The following is an 18,608-nucleotide window of genomic DNA, read 5'->3' as shown; positions in this document are numbered from 1 at the left end:
TTTCCAACCGTCTTTAACGTATGGGAAAATCGCATTATGACACTTATTAACATGCATACGTCTGAAGGCGATATAAAGATTAATCTTTTTGACGATAAAGCGCCTATTACAGTAAAAAATTTCGTTGATTTGGCCACCGGTGCAAAAGAATGGACCGATCCTTTTAGCGGGGAAAAGTCTAATCAACCATTCTACGATGGCTTGACGTTCCACCGTATTATTAAAGACTTTATGATTCAAGGTGGATGCCCTCTTGGAAACGGAATGGGCGGCCCAGGTTACGAATTTGACGATGAGATTGACCCATCTTTAAAGTTCGATAAGCCATATTTGCTTGCAATGGCAAATGCTGGAAAGCAACGCGGTAGAGACGGCCGCTTGCACGGCACGAATGGATCGCAGTTCTTTATTACCACTGTTCCAACTCCTTGGCTTGATGGCCATCACACGATTTTTGGAGAAGTGGTAGATGATGAGTCTAAAGCTGTTGTAGATAAGCTCGAATCCGTTCCAACAGATAGAGCAGACGCTCCACTAGAGCCAGTTGGAATTATATCCATTGAGGTTATTAAGTAAAAGCTTATAAGACTACAAACTACAAAACTTCCAGCCAAAACACTCTTTGACTGGAAGTTTTATTGTTTAGTATTGGTTTAGTATTGGTTTAGCCGCAATCTAATCGCAGTTTAGTCGCGTTCCATTTTTCTAAGTCGCGGTTCCGCACTATCTTTTGCACCCGTAATTCTATAAACGTCAAAAACGCCATCAATCTTACGAATTGCAGCAAGAAGAGTATTCAAATGCTGAGGGTCTGCCATTTCAAATGTAAATTGGCTTGTAGCAACGCGATCGTCTCCAGTAGCAATCGTTCCCGAAAGAATGTTTACTCCATGATCCGAAAGAACTCTAGTAACATCCGAAAGCAAATGCTGACGATCCAAAGCTTCTACTTGAACTTTAACAAGGAACAAGCCTTTGTCGCTTGTCCATTGAACAGGAATAACACGTTCCGATTGCGACTTTTGCAAATCAATCATATTTTGGCAATCTGTTCTATGAACAGAAACACCCTGATTTCTTGTTATAAAGCCAACAATATTGTCTCCTGGAACAGGCATGCAACAGCGCGCAAGCTTAACCCAAACGTCTCCAACGCCCTTTACCGAAACGCCAAGAACGCCGTTAGACTTGCGATTACGCTCTGCTCTTCTAAGCGGAAGCGCCTCTTCTTGCGCTTCTTCTGCTACTTCTTCGCTTCCCGCATCTTTAACAAGACGAGAAATAACATTTTGTGTAGAAACCTGACCTTCGCCAATCGCAGCATAAACAGCCTCTACATTAGCAGTAATATTAAGCTCTTCTGCAACACCTATTAACGCTTGCGGAGTGAGCAAAGTAGAAAGAGGCAAGTTACGTTTACGCATAGCGCGCGTAAGCTCGTCTTTACCCTCTTCAATGGCCTCCGAGCGACGTTCCTTGCTAAACCACTGCCTAATCTTATTTCTAGCTCTAGGGCTTTTTACAAAACTAAGCCAATCTCTAGAAGGGCCAGCAGTATCGGACTTAGACGTAAGAACTTCTACAGTGTCTCCGTTGTTAAGCTTTGTATCTAGCGGAACAAGCTTTCCATTTACGCGAGCGCCCATCATTCTGTGTCCAACTTCTGTATGCACAGAATAAGCAAAGTCAACTGGCGTTGCATCTTGAGGAAGAGCAACAATGCTCCCCTTTGGAGTAAACACGTAGACTTCCGAAGCTCCAAGATCTTGCTTTAAGGAGCCCAAGAATTCGTCGGAATCTGGCGTTTCGCTAGTCCAATCTGCAAGCTGCTGAATCCACTTTAAATTGTCTAATTCGCTAAGTTCTTTGTTCTCTTCTTGCTCGCGCTTAACATCACCCTTATCTGGCTTGCTTAAAGCGCGCCCAGCTTGGCCGTTTGCCTTGTACTTCCAGTGAGCAGCAATACCAAACTCAGCACGCCTATGCATATCCCATGTGCGAATTTGAATCTCAACAGGCTTTCCACCAGGGCCTACAACAGTCGTGTGCAAGCTTTGATACATATTTAGCTTAGGAGTAGCAATGTAGTCCTTAAATCGGCCTGGAACAGGGCTCCACCTGGCATGCACGGCACCAAGAGCTGCGTAGCAGTCTCGAATAGAATCAACGATTATTCGCACGCCTACAAGGTCGTAGATATTTTCAAAATCGTGGCCACGAACAATCATCTTTTGGTAGATTGAGAAATAATCTTTTGGTCGCCCTTTAACCGAAGCCTTAACATGCTGCGCACTTAAATCTTCGTTGATTTCTTCTAGAATTTGACGTAAATATACTTCTCGCTGGCCAGCTCTTCGAGCCACTAACACTACGATTTCGTTATAAATCTTAGGGTATAAAACCTTAAAGCTTAGCTCTTCAAGCTCTGTTTTAATGGCATTCATGCCTAAACGATTTGCAAGAGGAGCATAAACGTCTAGAGTTTCTCGAGCCTTTTTATGCGAACTAGATGGTTTAACGTACCTCCACGTACGCGCATTATGCAATCGATCTGCAAGTTTTACTACCAACACTCGCACATCTCGGCTCATTGCAACAACCATTTTTCGGATTGTTTCTGCTTGAGCGCTTTCGCCGTACTCCATATTGGATATTTTTGTAACGCCATCTACAAGGCCAGCAATCGTGTCTCCAAAATCTGCCCTACACTCTTCTAGCGTGTAATCAGTGTCTTCTACCGTATCGTGCAAAAGTCCTGCGGCAACAACAATTGAACCCATTCCAAGATCTGCCAAAATCTGAGCTACAGCAAGCGGGTGAATAATGTACGGCTCTCCCGATTTACGCCTTTGACCAGTATGCTGCTTTACGGCTCTTTTATACGCCTTATGCAGAATATCCATGCTTTCATCGGGATGATGCCATTTGCACATTTGCAGTATAGGGCGCAATGGGTCTCGCATATCTTCGCTAATTTCGCATCCGAGCATGTTAGCGCCTTTAATGTCGTCTTGAACTTCTGCCATCGAATGCACCTCCCGATTTATAAATCCTATACTACCTTGTAAAACCAGCTAAATCATACAACATTTACAAAAACAAAATAAATCCGACTAACCCAATTTTAGCTAGTCGGATTTAATGAGTTATTGTACTCCAGTAGAGCCAAATCCTTTAGTAGATCTATCGGAACCTGGAAGCTGATCCGCCTCAACAAAGTTAGCTTCAACGTAGCGTTGAATAACAAGTTGAGCTATACGATCTCCGCGATTAAATTGCACAGTATTATTAGGATCCATGTTGATTAGTGGAACCTTAATTTCACCACGATACCCAGCATCAACCGTTCCTGGAGCATTAAGAACAGTAACGCCCTGTTTTACAGCGAGACCAGAACGTGGATGAACCAGAGCAACGTATCCAGCAGGCAAAGCAATTGCAATGCCAGTTGGCACTAGCGCACGCTCAAATGGACGCAAAGTAAAGTCCTCTGTAGTGCGCAAATCTGCTCCAGCGTCTCCAGCATGAGCGTAAGAAAGATGCTCTACTTTGGCCTTATTATCAGTATTATCAGTTCCATCGTTCAAATATTTAATAAGAACTTCTACCTGCTCTGGGCCAGTATAGGTCTCGTCGTAAGCCATTAAGCTGCGCACTCCTTGCAAATCGGTTGACCGTCTTGAGACATTTGAGCAAGCTGACTTCTATGCTTTACCAAGAAGCACTCGGAGCAAATAAACTCATCACCCTGCATTGGTATTACCGTAACAGATGCATCTTCGTTACTAAGATCAGCGCCTGGCAACTCGTAATCTTCTGCAATAGCATTTTCATCATCGTCTATATCGTTTGCAGAACTCTGCGAGCCTTTGCTTAACGCTTCCAACGACTCCTCGTCTTCGTCTTTACTACGAGGAGAATCATAATCCTGTGCCATTATGGTCCTTTCGTTTTAACACTACTTATTGCTTAAAACTACTTTACTTATAGCAATTAGCACTATTTATAGCAATTAGTCTAAATCTACCTACGCGCATAGCATACATGAAACATACCCCGCATAAAATACTTGTTTTTTTATTCATAGAAAATGGCAAAGAAGGCAGACTATGGACTAGAGTATGTTATAAGTATCGTTAAAAGCGAAGAAAGTGGTGCACAATGCTTGAAAATCCGCCAAAAGAGGCGAGTTTCGATCATGTGGATAATAATGGCGATTTAGTTTTTATTTTTGAAGACACGCCGTTAAAAATTCATGTTGACGACACGCTGGAGCACGCAATCGCAGAGTCGAAAAAACTAACAAATGTTGATGGAAGTAATCAAAATACAGTTAGCTCGCTTGGCAAATCTGACGATTCACCAGCTGTAACTACAGCAACGCTGCCTATATCTCAGATTCAAGCGTTAATACGAGCTGGCTTAGAGCCAGAACATGTTGCAAAGCGCTACAACGTAAGCGAATCACAAGTTAGACGATTCTCAAGCGGCGTTGAAACCGAAAAACAGTATGCTATTGAGCAATTCCTAACTGTTCCAGCCCCAAAGCAAAGCAATATGCGAACTCTTTCAGATTTGATTGAACGCACTCTTGCAAAAGCTCATATTGGAATGGAAACAGTAAAGTGGCGTGCAACAAGACGCGGTCTTGAGCCATGGCTTATAACCGCAGAATTCAACACCGCTACTCGCACAATAAAAGCCGAGTGGACTTGGAATATGCACGACAACTCCGTTACTTGCGCAAATCCTTCGGCTAGACTGCTTTTCGGTGAAGAAGTTATGAATAATGATTCTTCCAAAAAATCGCAGTTTGGTGGAGCGTACAGAGACACTGTAAGCATTAGCTTTCCATTTGCAAACGAAGATCTTCCAGGAAACTCAATTCGTTCTGCAAGAATAGAGCGCGCTGTTTCTCAATGGGAATCAAGGAATAGCGAAAACCTTGCAAGTGTTGCAAATGCCGCAAATACCGCAGTGCAAGCACAAAGTGCAAAAGAACAGAATAGTAAAAATCAAGCTCTAAGCCAAAATAATGCGGATTATATGCAAAGCTTTGATCAAAACTATGAGCAAAATCAAGATCAGAGCAAGTTGCAAAATCAGCCTAATAATCAGCTTAAAAACAATGATTTAAGCGATTTAGTGGCAAATAGCGAGAATCAGTCGGATGCAAATGTAGATGCTGCACAAATCGCAGCAAATATTGCAAACTCAGCAAATTCTGATTTAAGCAACACTAGCAACAATTCAAATACGCTTTTTAGTGACGACTCTAGCTACAAGGCAAACAACGAATCGAACAACAAAAAAGCGCAGCAAGAAGATAAGCACGTTCAGGCAGACAAAACTGTTTCAATAGAAACACCAAAGTCTACGCAAACGCAAAAGTCTACTAAAGCGCGCACAAATGAGCATTCTAAAGCCAAAAAGAGCAGCCGAGCAGCCGTTCCTAGCTGGGATGAGATTCTTTTTGGAGAAGGGTGATTTAGCATAAATTAAGCTATATTAAGCTATATCAATTAAGCAAGGAATGTCCATTTCCATTGCGCTCATAGAGCCATGAACACTCGGCAAGTTCATGGCTTTTTCTGTTTCTATTCTAGAATCAACGATTGTTACAGACGACTTTGCTTGAACAAGAACATCTCCAATAACGCTTAACGCAAGCGGGCTGACTTTGCCAAAAACGCCGTCTTTAATAGCCTGCTCTTTAGTTCTAACAAGCGCTTTATCTTGCAAAACATTAGCCCATCTTAATGCAATGTCTTCTGGATTTTCGCCAGATTCCGCATAGAGCATAACAGAACGTGGCTCTCCCCCAACAAGCCTAACTCCTTTAATAAGACGACTATCTTTTGCAATATCGATTGATAAATCTGGATTTGACTCAACCATTCCATGGTCTGCCGTAATAACAATTAAAGTACCTTTTTGGCAATTTTTTCTTAAAAGATTTAGCTGTGAATCAATCTGCTCAAAAGTAGAAACCCAATTATTAGAATTCCAGCCGTAATTATGCCCTATTTTGTCAATATCTCTAAGGTATAAATAAGTTAATCCAGGCGTTTTAGTGCTGTTTGCAGCATTGATAATTCGCGCTCTAGCAGTTGTTCCGCTTATAAATTTAGCCCCTCTAAAAGCTGCTTGAGTTAAAGGGGAATCTTCAAATTTTGAAAGACTTACATGGTTTGCTCTAACACCCAAGTTAGAAAGCGACTCAAAGATTGTAGGCTGACGCTGTAAATCTTTTGGATCTGGAGCATCTCTAAATTGAATTAATTGAGATAAAGCGCCAGTTTTAGGATTTTTTTGAGTGTACCCAGTCATTGCAGTAAGGCCAGGGCAAGTTCCAGTGCCAAAAGTGGCCATTGCTGCAACCGTAGTGCTTGGAACACAAGTGGTTATAGGCCGCTGGTTTGCGCTGTTGTTAAGAAGAGAGCGCAAATATGGAGCATGACCTTTTCTACTAACAAGATTCCAGTACCCAAGACCGTCTACAAGAACAACAACAGCACTTTGTGCTTTAGGAAAACCAAGAGAATCTCGCAAAAAATCAGGGTTTTTATGGATTTGTGTGCAAATTGGCGATCCTATAGAAGCACTAAGAGCAGGAAGAATTGCAGATAAATGAAGAGCAAAATCAGGATTATTGTATGCGTCACGAATTTTGCTATTGTCAACAAACTTCAACAAGTCATCCAATTGTGGAACCTCAATAGTCATAAGCAACATTGTAGTTAAAAAAGAATACATATAAAGTGAGATTCAAATTAGCACTAAAGCAAAATTCAAGTTAGCACTAAAGCAGCAAGAAAAATCACAAGAAAAGTCGCCACTAAAATGGCAAGAAAATAAGCATTTAATAAACATTTGTGCATATAAATTGGTATTATAAAGGCTTGTAAACCACTTCAAGGAGTTTAAAACCATGCCTTCACGCAGCAAATCAACAAAACCAACCTTCGACCCTAGAAAGGTTAAGGAAAATATTGTTGAAACGCCGCTTAACGAAGAGATGAGCAAATCTTTCCTGGAATACGCGTACTCCGTGATTTACGCGCGCGCATTGCCAGACGCAAGAGACGGAATGAAGCCTGTACAGCGCAGAATCGTGTACCAAATGGGAAACATGAATCTTACGCCAGATCACGCGTACATGAAGTCTGCGCGCGTTGTGGGCGAAGTTATGGGAAAGCTTCATCCGCATGGAGATTCCGCGATTTACGAAGCAATGGTGCGTTTAGCTCAGCCGTTTTCGCTTAGACTCCCCTTGGTTGACGGCCATGGAAACTTTGGTTCCCTAGACGACGGCCCTGCAGCATCCAGGTACACAGAAGCGCGATTAGCCCCAGCAGCGCTTGGAATGAATGCAGACATAAACGAAGATACTGTTGATTTTGCGCCAAACTACGATAATAAGCTAAAAGAGCCAACGGTTTTGCCTTCTGCTATACCAAACTTGCTTGTAAACGGAGCTTCTGGAATCGCAGTTGGAATGGCTACAAACATGGCCACCCACAATCTTGGAGAGGTTGTTGCTGCAGCAAAATACGTTATGCGCCACCCAAACGCCACTCTAGACGATTTAATGCAAATAGTTCCAGGCCCAGATTGGCCAGGAGGCGGCATAATTATTGGCCGCAGCGGAATTCGCGAAGCGTACGAAACTGGAAGAGGCGCTTTTACAACTAGATCGAAAACACATATTGAAAACGTTACAGCACGCAAAAAGGCGATTATTGTTACCGAGCTGCCGTTTATGGTTGGCCCAGAGCGTGTGCTCGAACGCATATCTCAAGGTATAAAAGCTCGCAAACTAGACGGAATATCTGGAGCAATCGACTTAACAGATAGACATAACGGAACGCGAATCGTAATAGAAATAAAAACAGGATTCGACCCAAACGCTGTTCTTGCGCAGCTTTTTAAACACACTCCGCTGCAAGAAAGCTTTACGATTAACAACGTTGCATTGGTAGACGGCAGGCCGCACACAATGGGTCTTCGAGAGCTTCTAGACGTGTGGATTTTGCACAGAAGAACTGTTATTAGAAGGCGTAGTGAATTTAGACTAAACAAAGCCAAAGAGCGATTGCACCTTGTAGAAGGCCTTCTTCTTGCAATGCTAGACATTGACGAAGTGATTCAAGTAATTAGGTCTTCCGAAGATGCAGAAACCGCAAAATCAAAGCTTATTAGAGTATTTGATTTAGACGAAATTCAGGCGCAGTACATTCTTGACCTAAGGCTTAGAAGACTTACAAAAATGAGTCGAATCGAGCTAGAAGGCGAAAAAAACGATTTATTGCAAAAAATAGATGAACTTAACGAGATTCTAAGCTCCGCTAGCCAACTAGATAAAGTTGTGATTGCAGAAATGGACTACGCTGTAAAACAGTGGGATACTCCGCGCAGAACAATTCTTTTAGATGAGCAAGAAGACGGCAGCTTTACACCAGTTTGCACTAAGAACACCAAAGTTGCAGATGCTGATTTAGCTATGGATGCCGTTATTGCAGCAAATAAGATTACAAGCACTCAAGCAGACGTTGCAGCAGCCGCACTGGCCGCTAAAAAGGCTGGAAGCAGCGATGCTGCTGCGGCAGCTTTGCAATTAAGCGACGAGCCGTGCGCAGTAGCGTTGAGTGCGTCTGGGCTTATAGCAAGAACAAGCGTTGAAACGTTTAATAAATGGCAAGCACATTCTTCAAGCGTTTTTAACACTCCATGCTTAAGCATGTTTGAAACAACAACTCGCGCAAACTACGCTTTAATAACATCCGCAGGGCGATTAGTAATAGCTCATGTTGCAGATTTGCCGCATTTAAATCAAGGGAACGAAGACATTTTAGAATCACTTTCTAATGGCGTTAACGCAAACGAATTGCTAACTTCTACTCAAAGCACAGACCCGATTAGAGGAGAAAAAGTCGTAGCTGCTATTGCGTTGAGCGATGATTCTAAAGATTCTACAACTTCTACAACTTCGACTTCTCTTGCAATTGGAACAAAGAATGGCGTTGTAAAACGATGGAATTTTGAATCGCCAACAACAATGGATTCCTGGAGTATTATTGACTTAAAAGACGATGATTCGGTTATTGGTGCCGCTCCTGCAAAAGACGAAGACAGACTTGTGTTTATAAGCAGCGACTCTTCCCTACTTACATTCGACGCAAAACAAGTGCGCGCGCAGGGTCGAAACTCCGCTGGAATGGCTGGAATTAGACTTAACGAAGGTTGCAACGTTTCTGCTTTTGCAGTTGTTGCTAAAAACAATGTTGAATGGAACTACGAAGAGGGCGAAAATGGGCTATTTTCTGCTTCTGGAAGCGTAGTATTTACTCTTGCTGGAGATAGCGACGCACTTGCTGGAACAGAAAACGGAGCTGCAAAGATTACGCCGCTAGAAATGTACCCTACAAAGGGCCGCGGCACGGGAGGCGTGCGATCGCAGCGATTCCTTAAGGGGCAGAACACGCTTTTGCATGCATACGTTGGAAACTATCCGCTTTACGCTACTACACAACGTGGAGCAAATGTGGAACTACCTAAGCCAGATATGCGAAGGGATGCTTCGGGAACTGAGCTTGTTTCCCCTATTGCGCACATTGGGTAGTTACATTGGTTAATTACGCTGTACAGTTACGCTGTGTAGTTACGCAATCTTACACAAATACTTTCACGCTCAACTTTCGCAAGTTCGAAGCAGACGCACGTGCATAAAAGTCATTACAGATAGCAAAATAATCAAATATGCTGGCAGCAAAGACATAGACACGTTTTGACCAATAAACCCAAAGATTGCAGGCATTACCATTGATCCAATATATGCGCTTGCCATTTGCATGCCAACAATCGCTTGCGATTTATCAGCACCAAAATAATGCGGCGTAGAATGGATAATGCATGGATAAACTGGAGCGCATCCTAAGCCAATAATCACAAAACCTGCAACTAATGCTATATGATTCGGCAATGGCAATAACAATACCAGAATTCCCACAAGCATCACGCACTGACCAATACGAATCATTGTTGCATCGTTAAAACGCATTGTTAAAAAACCACTTATAAATCGTCCTGCTGTAATACCAACGTAAAATAAACTTGCCCATCCCGCTGCAACAACGCGACCAACTCCCCCATGCAAAACCATGTAACTGCTAGCCCATAATCCTGCAGTTTGTTCAATAGCGCAGTAGCAGAAGAACATTATAAGAATATTTTTAGCTCCAGGAATGCGCAAAACTTCCGCATAAGATAGCATTCCAGAAGATTGTTGCTTTGAATCAGTAATATTCACTTCTTTTTTTGTATTATTTTGCCACAGCGGCAAACTTATAAACAGCACAAGAGTTAAAACAATTTGTATAACAGCAATATACTGGTATCCTGCAGGCCAGCGCTGACCGTTAGAAAGCGCAAACCCCATAACGTAAGGGCCTGCCGAAGCTCCAATTCCCCACATGCAGTGAAGCCAGCTCATATGCCAACTCTCATAGTGAACTGCAACGTAATTATTAAGAGCCGCGTCCACTCCTCCAGCGCCCAAACCATATGGTATAGCTAGAAAAATAAGCACAAGATAATTCGGAGCAAAAGAAAAACCCAGTAAAGCTAAAGCTGTTAAAGCAACTGAAATAAACGTAACTTTCCCTGGGCCAAACTTATGCGTAAGCCTATTAGATAACAGCGCAGAAACAATTGTTCCTGCAGAAATAACCATTGATATTCCGCCAGCCCAAGAAATTTGCGCACCAACATCGTGGCTCATAGTCGGCCACGCGGCTCCAAGAAGAGCATCTGGCAAACCCAAGCTAATAAATGCTAAATAGATAATTGCAAGAAGAAGGTTAATCATATTCACATATCAATTCATAAAACGAGTTATAAGTTTTTGCATTAGGATTTAGGTAGGATTAAAAAACGCCAGCACTATAACATTTACAAATTATTTTTCTCACTGGCTTCGTGCATCTCATCAAGCAGATCTTGAACCAAATATCCGTCACTCATACAATGCATATCCGAAATACCATTACGCATCAAATCGTAAGTAACAGAATGGTAAAACACGTCAAGCGCCTGCTCATAACTCAAGCCAGCACGCTCAACTAAAAGACTTACAACCCTAGCATACTTCTTTTGCAACAAAATAGGATTCGCCCTCAAAATCCATCACTCCCCTAAATCTTTGCCACACCTTTTTCGCGCATGAAAGAAATAATATCGTTTGTAATATACTCTTTGCCTTGAGTATGCAAAACATCATATGACGGAACAATATAAGACATAAGAATATTACTTTTCTTAGTCAAAGCATCATACGTATCACGAGGGTTTTGATTAAGCTTTTTAGCAACATTTTCAATACAAAATATTGCAAAATCAAGCTTATCTTTGTCAAAGCTCGTTTGCTTAATATCATTCATCTTCAAGATCTTTCAAAAACTCATCAAATGAACTATATGTTTTCACATTAGGATTAGATTTAAGTTGTTCAGCTTCCTCAAATGCAGCAAGCGTATCAGCATTAGGAATATGATATTTCTTGCAAAGGGCACAATCTGTTGTAGATAAATCAGAAATAACATCTAAATCAGTCATTCAACCCTCCTACTGCAAGTATGTGTTAGTTGTAAAGAAAGAACTAGCAACAATAAAAATGATACAATATTCAACAGCATAAACAATACTGTAAATAACCATATAATTAATTCAACATCATTCTTTGCATTAAATTATAGTTTTCAATTTACATTTTCTTGAACATATTCTTAAATAATAAAAACAAATCAAACAAAAATACTGCACTAATAGATTTTATTCCAAAATCTATATAAAACTATTTATGCATCAATAGATGCATTTTTCTTGATAAAAACGATTATTTTTTGTATCATAAGAGTGGAGGTGGTATATGAACAGAAACTATAATCAGAATTACACAAAAGAAGAAATTTCAGCAATACTTGCAAAGATAAAAGACTGCATAAAAAATGACCGTTTTACCATCTCGTTAAACGAAAATCGTCAGGAAAACATAAACTTCATTCGAGAATACAACATACGATCAGATATTCAGAAAAATATACTTCTCAACATTGAAGTAGAAGATTTTTGTCATTCGTTAAAAAACAAAAAAAGAGGCTATGAATATGAAACGCTTTACGTATTCGCGCCACGAGTAAAACTATCACACGTAGGTAAATGTGAGATGGTAAACATTTACACGAAGTTTAATATCATTACTATTTCTCAGCAAAATAGAACAGTTGTTATTTCATTCCATAAAGCGAATAAACAGATAGATTATTTATTTAAATAATCTAATAAACAACTCAAAAAATAATAAATCTGCTAATTTTCAATAAAAGGCTCTCATAATGAAAGATAATAAAACATTTTGCGAAGAGTGCAGGAATGATGTTGAGTACTCAACAAAATCCATTCCAATGACTGCATCTATTAAAGGGAAACAATATTCCTACACTGGCACAGAAGCACACTGTAAAGAATGCGGTTCTTACGTATATGTACCAGAAATTATCGACGCGAATCTTCGAGCATTGTATGACGAGTATCGTAAAGAAAACAATATTATTCCTCTTGATGAAATCAACGAAATACCTACTAAATACTCAATAGGTAAACGGCCACTTTCACTGCTACTCGGCTGGGGAGAACAAACATTTTCTAGATTTGCAGATGGAGATATTCCTTCAAAACAATATTCTGACATTTTGCTACGCATTTATAATGATCCGGAATATTACTTGCAATTATTAATCAGCAATAAGAACAATCTGAAATCCGCACTTAGCTACGAAAAAAGCTATAAAGCAACACAAAAACTAATACGCGAATTACAAAATAACTTTGCTAACAATAACTTTGATAGCAATAAGTCGAGTGACAAAATAAACAATGTAATACAATACTTGCTTATAAAGTGTGAGGATATAACTCCCTTAGCCTTGCAAAAATCCTTATACTACATTCAGGGTTTTTATTTTGCTTTTTATAAGTCGTTTATATTTACAGACGATTGTCAAGCATGGATTCATGGACCTGTGTATAAAGACGTCTATTTGCGTTATAAAGACTACACTTTTACTCCCATAGATTCGCTAACAACAGAAATATCAGGAATTAAATCATCAGAAAAATTAGCGGATTACAAACATGTTCAAAAAAGTGATGTGACACTATTTACAGCAGAACTAACAACTACACTATCTGCCACCGAAAGAGCAGTATGTGATAGTGTTATCGATAATCTTTGCTGCTACAGTGGTAAAGAACTTGAAAGATTCACACATCATGAAGAACCTTGGATACTTACTCGCGGAAATCTAAAAACTAATGATTCATCAAATAAAATAATCAATAAAAACATAATCGGAGAATATTTTACAAAAATAAAAGAAAAATACAATATGATAAACCCAGACGACATAAGCGAATACTCAAAAAACATGTTTGCAAGAAAATAACGTAATAGCATAAGATACGCATAAATCCTACTGCTGCAATTCACTAAACAGTAGGATTTATGTGTAAGTAATTTATGTGTAAGTAATATAAATCCAGTTTCACCTATCAACAAACTGTTTTTAAGCAAAAATCAGGTATCGATTTTGGAGCGATCAAAGTCGTCTGCGTTATCAACAATAAACTGCTTTCGCGGCGGAACGTCATCGCCCATTAGCAAATCAAATACCTCGCTCGCCTGCTGAGCATCTTCCATACGAATCCTTCTTAACATACGCGTTCTAGGGTCCATAGTGGTGTCTGCAAGCTGATCTGCATCCATCTCACCCAAGCCCTTGTAGCGCTGAATATCGCTGTTAAAATCAATGCCCTTAGCTTGCAAATCATCAAGCTTTCCATCCAATTCGTCGTCGGAATACGTATAAATATACTCGCCTTTGTGCTTTCCAGCGAGCGCAATCCTGTGAAGCGGAGGCACTGCAGCATAAACGTGGCCGTGCTCAATAAGTGGGCGCATATAACGGTAGAACAGAGTTAGCAGCAAAATACGAATATGCGCGCCGTCAACATCTGCATCTGTCATCATAACAATCTTGTTATAACGCGCTTGCGAAATATCAAAACTTGCTCCCGACCCTGCTCCAACAACCTGAATAATTGCAGCACACTCTTTGTTGGAAAGCATTTGCGCAAGACTTGCTTTTTGCACGTTCAAAATCTTACCGCGTATTGGCAAAAGCGCCTGGAAAGCAGAGTTTCTTGCAGCTTTTGCAGTTCCGAGTGCAGAATCGCCCTCCACGATGAAAAGCTCTGCAACATCGTCGTTTCCAGGCTGGCAATCAGAAAGCTTCGGCGGCATAGAAGCAGACTCAAGAGCGTTCTTTCTGCGAGTAACTTCCTTAGTTTTACGCGCTTGAATGCGCGCATGCATCTCGGAAACAATTTTCTCTAAAACTCTAGCAGACTGCTCTTTGAATCCTCGCTTGGACCCGCTAATCATATCCCCAAATTGAGAATCCGTCATTTTTGTAACGATTGGCTTAACTTGAGCTGTTCCAAGCACGTCTTTAGTTTGACCCTGGAATTGAGGCTCTGCTATGCGAACTGTTACAACAGCCACCATTCCAGCTAGAATATCGTCTCGCTCAATCTTAGTGTTTGAATCTTTAAGATTGACTTTAAGTTTTCTAGCATTGTCTTCAACAGCCTTGCGGATTTGCTTAGTCAAGCCTTGCAAAAAGCCGTCAACATGCATACCCCCGCCAGGTGTTTCAACAACGTTCACAAAGCTAACAATCGTTGAATCGTAGCCGTTTACCCAGCGCATTGCAATGTCTACAGCACACTTACGCGTTACTTGCTGAGCATGCAAATCGCCAGCAGAATCAACAGCTTGCGTCTCTTCAATATAAGTATCTTGGCCAGAAATTCGCCAAATATCGGAGATGGCTTGACCTTTTGAAAGAAAGTCAACAAAATCTTTTACTCCACCATTGTGCAAGAATTCAACAACTCTAGGGTGATGATTATTTTGCAATTCTCTAGCAGATTCGCTATTGGCAACAGATTGCGCAGTGGATTCATCAGATTCATCAGATTCATCAGATTCATCAGATTCATCAGATTCATCAGACTCATCAGACTCATCAGACTCATCGTCGTCATCAAAATCGGTCTCAGACTCATCATTATTTACCAACGTGGACTCAGACTCGAGTTCTTCTGTATTAGATTCGTCATCATTTTCGTACTGATTCTCAAGAATACTATTATCTTCCGCAATAATACCTTCTGGAGAATCAATTTCTTCAATATTTGCAGATTCGCCTTCTGGTACATGCTCATCAATAACAGTAATTTTTAAGCCTGGAACCAAAAAACTGGTTTGACGAACTCTGTCAATCAGCTGTTCGTAACTAAAGCGAGCCGTTGAATTAAAAATCTCGGGATCCGCCCAATATCGAACTCGAGTACCAGTAGTTTTTGGAGAAACAGTACCAATAATCTCAAGTTCGGTAGGCTTGTTTTTACGCGTACGCTTAAAAGGAGAAGCAGGAGATGGATTTGCTGGATCTGCATCGCTATACACACCAGGATGTCCCTGATGGAACGCCATGTGATGCGTTTTACCGTCTCTATCTACTTCTACATCTAATCGCAAGCTCAACGCGTTTACAACAGAAGAGCCAACGCCATGCAAGCCGCCTGCAGCATTATACGAAGCGTTACCAAACTTTGCTCCAGCATGAAGCTTAGTTAAAACAACTTCAACGCCTGTAAGCTTTGTTTTTGGCTCCACGTCTACTGGAATGCCTCGGCCATTATCTGCAACTTCAATAGATCCATCGTTGTGAAGAGTAACAATAATATGATTGCAAGCACCAGCTAAAGCCTCGTCAACCGCATTATCAATAATCTCCCAAAGGCAATGCATTAATCCCTGGCTGTCGGTAGTGCCAATATACATACCTGGGCGCTTACGAACAGCGTCCAAGCCTTCTAGCACGGTTAAACTATCGGCATCATATTGCTCTTGCTCTTTAAGAGAAGCCACTTTTACCCCTTATTCAACAACAATTAAAGCTTAAAGCTACTAAAGCGCAGCTGCAGCAAATCACTGATCTAAGAAGTCACGCAAAGTCTGCGATCTAGATGGATGACGCAACTTAGACATAGTCTTAGACTCAATCTGGCGAATGCGTTCGCGAGTAACTCCATACACGCGCCCAATATCGTCCAAAGTCTTAGGCTGGCCATCTTCCAAGCCGTAACGCATTTTAATAACACCAGCTTCTCTAGGAGCCAATGTTTCCAAAACCTGCTTAAACTGCTCTTGAAGAAGCGAGAAAGCTACTGCATCCGAAGGTGCAATTGCATCGGTATCTTCAATTAAATCACCAAACTCGGAATCGCCATCTTCACCCAAAGGAGTATGCAAAGAGATAGGCTCACGACCATACTTTTGAACTTCTTGCACTTTTTCTACAGGCATATCAAGCTCGCGCGCAAGCTCGTCTGGCGTAGGCTCGCGACCCAAGTCTTGGAGCATTTGACGCTGAACTCTAGAAAGCTTATTAATAACTTCCACCATATGCACTGGAACTCGAATTGTACGAGCCTGGTCTGCCATAGCGCGAGTAATGGCCTGGCGAATCCACCACGTTGCATAAGTTGAGAACTTAAAGCCCTTCTTCCAATCGAACTTTTCTACAGCACGAATTAAGCCAAGGTTGCCTTCCTGAATTAAATCAAGGAAAAGCATGCCCCTGCCTGTATACCTTTTAGCAAGAGAAACAACAAGACGAAGGTTTGCTTCAAGAAGATGATCCTTAGCTTTCTTACCGTCTGCTGCAGCCCACTTTAACTCACGCTTGCGCTTAAATTCCATTTGATCGATTTGAGTGTCGAGCAAATGCTGAGCATACAAGCCAGCCTCAATTCTCTCCGACAAATCAACCTCTTGCTCGGCATTAAGCAGGCTCACGCGACCAATCTGCTTTAAATAATCCTTAACAGGATCTGCAGTAGCTCCTGTAGCGATTACGCGACGCTTTGGATTCCCAGAAGGAGTTAGATTATCGTCATCGTCGTCATCTCGAACAATAAAAGCACCTTTAGCTTGTGGAACTTGCGGAGCTTCTGGCTTGTTTTCTTCGCTATCTTCGCTATCTTCTTCGGAAATATCGTCTAGATTATTAATGTCGTCAACGTCGTCCAAGTTGTCTACATCGTCTACATCAAGATCATCGTGGATTTCATCAAAATCTTCATCTTCTAAATCCATGTGGTCTTCGTCTGGATCCATTGGCGCATCAACATCAACGTCTACATCAACATCTTGAGCATCAACATCTTCTGCCATCTTAAAGTCCTGCTGTTCTTCTTTGCTCGTCTTGGAATCGACAATCGCTTTATCTTTGCTCGCCAAACTTTTCCTCCTGTAGATTCCCCGCTAGCACAAAGTAATCTGCCAAATTAGGCATTTAATTTTGCTATACCCTAAAGGCACTCTACTATACCACAAAGGCATAGTTATGGCAAGGGCAACTTTTCTTTAAGAAGTTAATCATCTTCTAAGGACGATTCTTTCTTTATGTACGATTTTTCTTTGTTTTTTCTTGAAAATCGTTAAAGTTTTTACACCAAGCTGGCTCTACATGATTGCTATAAGCGTTATAAACAATTCTAGCCATAGAACAATCTGGATCTATATCTAATGCCATTTCAACATATTTTTCAACGTCTCCCAGCTTAAACCACCAGCTTATATAGCACATTAAAGCGTAAACTTGCACTTTTAACTCTGGAATTCCATCTACAACACAAGCCACTGCCTTCAACAGATTTACCGCGTCTAGAGCTTTGCAAATATCGGGAAGCTCGTGTTCTTCATTAAACTTTTCTTCTAGAAAATGCCTTAAAGCTTTAGACATCTCTTTTGTTCTAGGCTCTAAGGCTAGAGAAAGCAAAGAATCAATATCGTAATATTCGCCTTTAGAATCCAATAAAGATACAAGCAGCGTGTCTCGAACATTAATGTTGTCAAACATTGCAATCGGAAGCATTATAAGGTCGTAGCCTACAATGTTTCCGTCTTTTTTGGAAATCATATTATGCCAATTTCTTATTGATTGATTTACAAAAATATCAAAAGCCGAAAATACTTCTGATTTCCCTCTAACATCTAAATCCCTATTTATATAATCAATGTATTTTTCAAAAAAGTCTTTTGCCAACACTCTAAGATTTTTAATCCAATCATCGTTGTAACCATGATGATTGTTAACATAATCTTTAGGAATGTCTAAAACTGCTACGCACTCTTTTGGAAGATAACTAAGATTCACCTTCTCTATACTTCTTCCAGCAACATTACTCACAGCAAAATAGTCTTCGGAATCGCAGCAAATCATGCTAGCAGCATATAGATTTGTCATCTCTTTAAGAGTTGAATATTCATGCTCTTTGTTTTCAAAAAAATGCGTATCTTCTAACTCATTGTCTATTATTTCACCATTTATTGTTTCCATAATTCCTCCTTTTTTGTGTTTTTAAATTTGTAAATAAGAGTTTTGCAGCAGGCAGGCAATAATGCAATAAAAATTAAG

General features: G+C 40.7%; 16 protein-coding genes. 5 read left to right on the top strand and 11 right to left on the bottom strand.

What is annotated here, in order from left to right; translation table 11 throughout:
• The first annotated feature begins 36 nt into the window (after positions 1 to 36).
• A complete protein-coding gene (locus tag ACZ0NX_RS00140) occupies positions 37 to 576 on the top strand; it encodes a peptidylprolyl isomerase (RefSeq protein WP_060786400.1) in 540 nt (179 codons plus the stop codon).
• Positions 577 to 686: 110 nt separating this feature from the next.
• Here the strand turns inward: ACZ0NX_RS00140 and ACZ0NX_RS00135 are convergent, their stop codons facing one another.
• The 3 genes from ACZ0NX_RS00135 to ACZ0NX_RS00125 form a co-directional block, all read right to left on the bottom strand.
• Positions 687 to 3,026, bottom strand: coding sequence for a RelA/SpoT family protein (locus ACZ0NX_RS00135; protein ID WP_464404839.1), 2,340 nt, complete (start codon positions 3,024 to 3,026; stop codon positions 687 to 689).
• Positions 3,027 to 3,146: 120 nt separating this feature from the next.
• Positions 3,147 to 3,644, bottom strand: coding sequence for a dUTP diphosphatase (gene dut, locus ACZ0NX_RS00130; protein ID WP_060786398.1), 498 nt, complete (start codon positions 3,642 to 3,644; stop codon positions 3,147 to 3,149).
• On the bottom strand, positions 3,644 to 3,937 hold the full coding sequence (locus ACZ0NX_RS00125; RefSeq protein WP_004574584.1) for a DUF4193 domain-containing protein: 294 nt from the start codon (positions 3,935 to 3,937) through the stop codon (positions 3,644 to 3,646). Before ACZ0NX_RS00125 ends, dut begins: the two co-directional genes overlap by 1 nt.
• A gap of 224 nt (positions 3,938 to 4,161) precedes the next feature.
• On the opposite strand from ACZ0NX_RS00125, the gene sepH reads away from it, so the two are divergent.
• A complete protein-coding gene (gene sepH, locus ACZ0NX_RS00120) occupies positions 4,162 to 5,487 on the top strand; it encodes a septation protein SepH (RefSeq protein ID WP_415688724.1) in 1,326 nt (441 codons plus the stop codon).
• A gap of 21 nt (positions 5,488 to 5,508) precedes the next feature.
• On the opposite strand, the gene ACZ0NX_RS00115 is transcribed toward sepH, so the two are convergent.
• Positions 5,509 to 6,726 (bottom strand): alkaline phosphatase family protein, encoded by a 1,218-nt coding sequence (locus ACZ0NX_RS00115; protein WP_415688738.1) that lies wholly within the window; start codon positions 6,724 to 6,726, stop codon positions 5,509 to 5,511.
• Between the two features lie 205 nt (positions 6,727 to 6,931).
• Here ACZ0NX_RS00115 and ACZ0NX_RS00110 point away from each other — a divergent pair, with 205 nt between their 5' ends.
• The gene (locus ACZ0NX_RS00110) at positions 6,932 to 9,622 is read left to right on the top strand and encodes a DNA gyrase/topoisomerase IV subunit A (RefSeq protein ID WP_464404835.1); all 2,691 of its coding nucleotides are present in this window, start codon (positions 6,932 to 6,934) and stop codon (positions 9,620 to 9,622) included.
• A 69-nt stretch (positions 9,623 to 9,691) separates the two neighbouring features.
• Here the strand turns inward: ACZ0NX_RS00110 and ACZ0NX_RS00105 are convergent, their stop codons facing one another.
• The 4 genes from ACZ0NX_RS00105 to ACZ0NX_RS00090 form a co-directional block, all read right to left on the bottom strand.
• Positions 9,692 to 10,867, bottom strand: a complete 1,176-nt coding sequence (locus ACZ0NX_RS00105; protein WP_464405141.1) for an MFS transporter — start codon at positions 10,865 to 10,867, stop codon at positions 9,692 to 9,694.
• A gap of 83 nt (positions 10,868 to 10,950) precedes the next feature.
• Positions 10,951 to 11,178: a DUF3791 domain-containing protein gene (locus ACZ0NX_RS00100; RefSeq protein ID WP_060786395.1), complete on the bottom strand. Its 228-nt coding sequence runs from the start codon at positions 11,176 to 11,178 to the stop codon at positions 10,951 to 10,953.
• Between the two features lie 14 nt (positions 11,179 to 11,192).
• Positions 11,193 to 11,438, bottom strand: coding sequence for a DUF3791 domain-containing protein (locus ACZ0NX_RS00095; RefSeq protein WP_464404833.1), 246 nt, complete (start codon positions 11,436 to 11,438; stop codon positions 11,193 to 11,195).
• Positions 11,431 to 11,613 carry a hypothetical protein gene (locus ACZ0NX_RS00090; RefSeq protein ID WP_415688719.1) on the bottom strand — a complete coding sequence of 61 codons (183 nt, stop codon included), beginning with the start codon at positions 11,611 to 11,613 and terminating at the stop codon, positions 11,431 to 11,433. The genes ACZ0NX_RS00095 and ACZ0NX_RS00090 overlap by 8 nt, the downstream gene beginning before the upstream one ends.
• Before the next feature lie 313 nt (positions 11,614 to 11,926).
• On the opposite strand from ACZ0NX_RS00090, the gene ACZ0NX_RS00085 reads away from it, so the two are divergent.
• Both ACZ0NX_RS00085 and ACZ0NX_RS00080 read left to right on the top strand, forming a co-directional pair.
• Positions 11,927 to 12,334: a hypothetical protein gene (locus ACZ0NX_RS00085; RefSeq protein WP_060786393.1), complete on the top strand. Its 408-nt coding sequence runs from the start codon at positions 11,927 to 11,929 to the stop codon at positions 12,332 to 12,334.
• A 58-nt stretch (positions 12,335 to 12,392) separates the two neighbouring features.
• Entirely contained in the window at positions 12,393 to 13,502 is a 1,110-nt protein-coding gene (locus tag ACZ0NX_RS00080; RefSeq protein WP_464404831.1) for a type II TA system antitoxin MqsA family protein, read from the top strand.
• 131 nt (positions 13,503 to 13,633) lie between these two features.
• Here the strand turns inward: ACZ0NX_RS00080 and ACZ0NX_RS00075 are convergent, their stop codons facing one another.
• The 3 genes from ACZ0NX_RS00075 to ACZ0NX_RS00065 form a co-directional block, all read right to left on the bottom strand.
• Positions 13,634 to 16,054, bottom strand: coding sequence for a DNA gyrase/topoisomerase IV subunit B (locus ACZ0NX_RS00075; RefSeq protein ID WP_464404829.1), 2,421 nt, complete (start codon positions 16,052 to 16,054; stop codon positions 13,634 to 13,636).
• 60 nt (positions 16,055 to 16,114) lie between these two features.
• Positions 16,115 to 17,428 (bottom strand): RNA polymerase sigma factor, encoded by a 1,314-nt coding sequence (locus tag ACZ0NX_RS00070; RefSeq protein ID WP_081090861.1) that lies wholly within the window; start codon positions 17,426 to 17,428, stop codon positions 16,115 to 16,117.
• A 163-nt stretch (positions 17,429 to 17,591) separates the two neighbouring features.
• Positions 17,592 to 18,530 (bottom strand): hypothetical protein, encoded by a 939-nt coding sequence (locus ACZ0NX_RS00065; RefSeq protein WP_415688714.1) that lies wholly within the window; start codon positions 18,528 to 18,530, stop codon positions 17,592 to 17,594.
• Between the last annotated feature and the right edge of the window lie 78 nt (positions 18,531 to 18,608).

The sequence above is a fragment of the Gardnerella rara genome, from assembly GCF_055452355.1.
The sequence above is the reverse complement of the archived record's forward strand: the minus strand, read 5'-3'. Positions and strand labels throughout refer to the sequence as shown.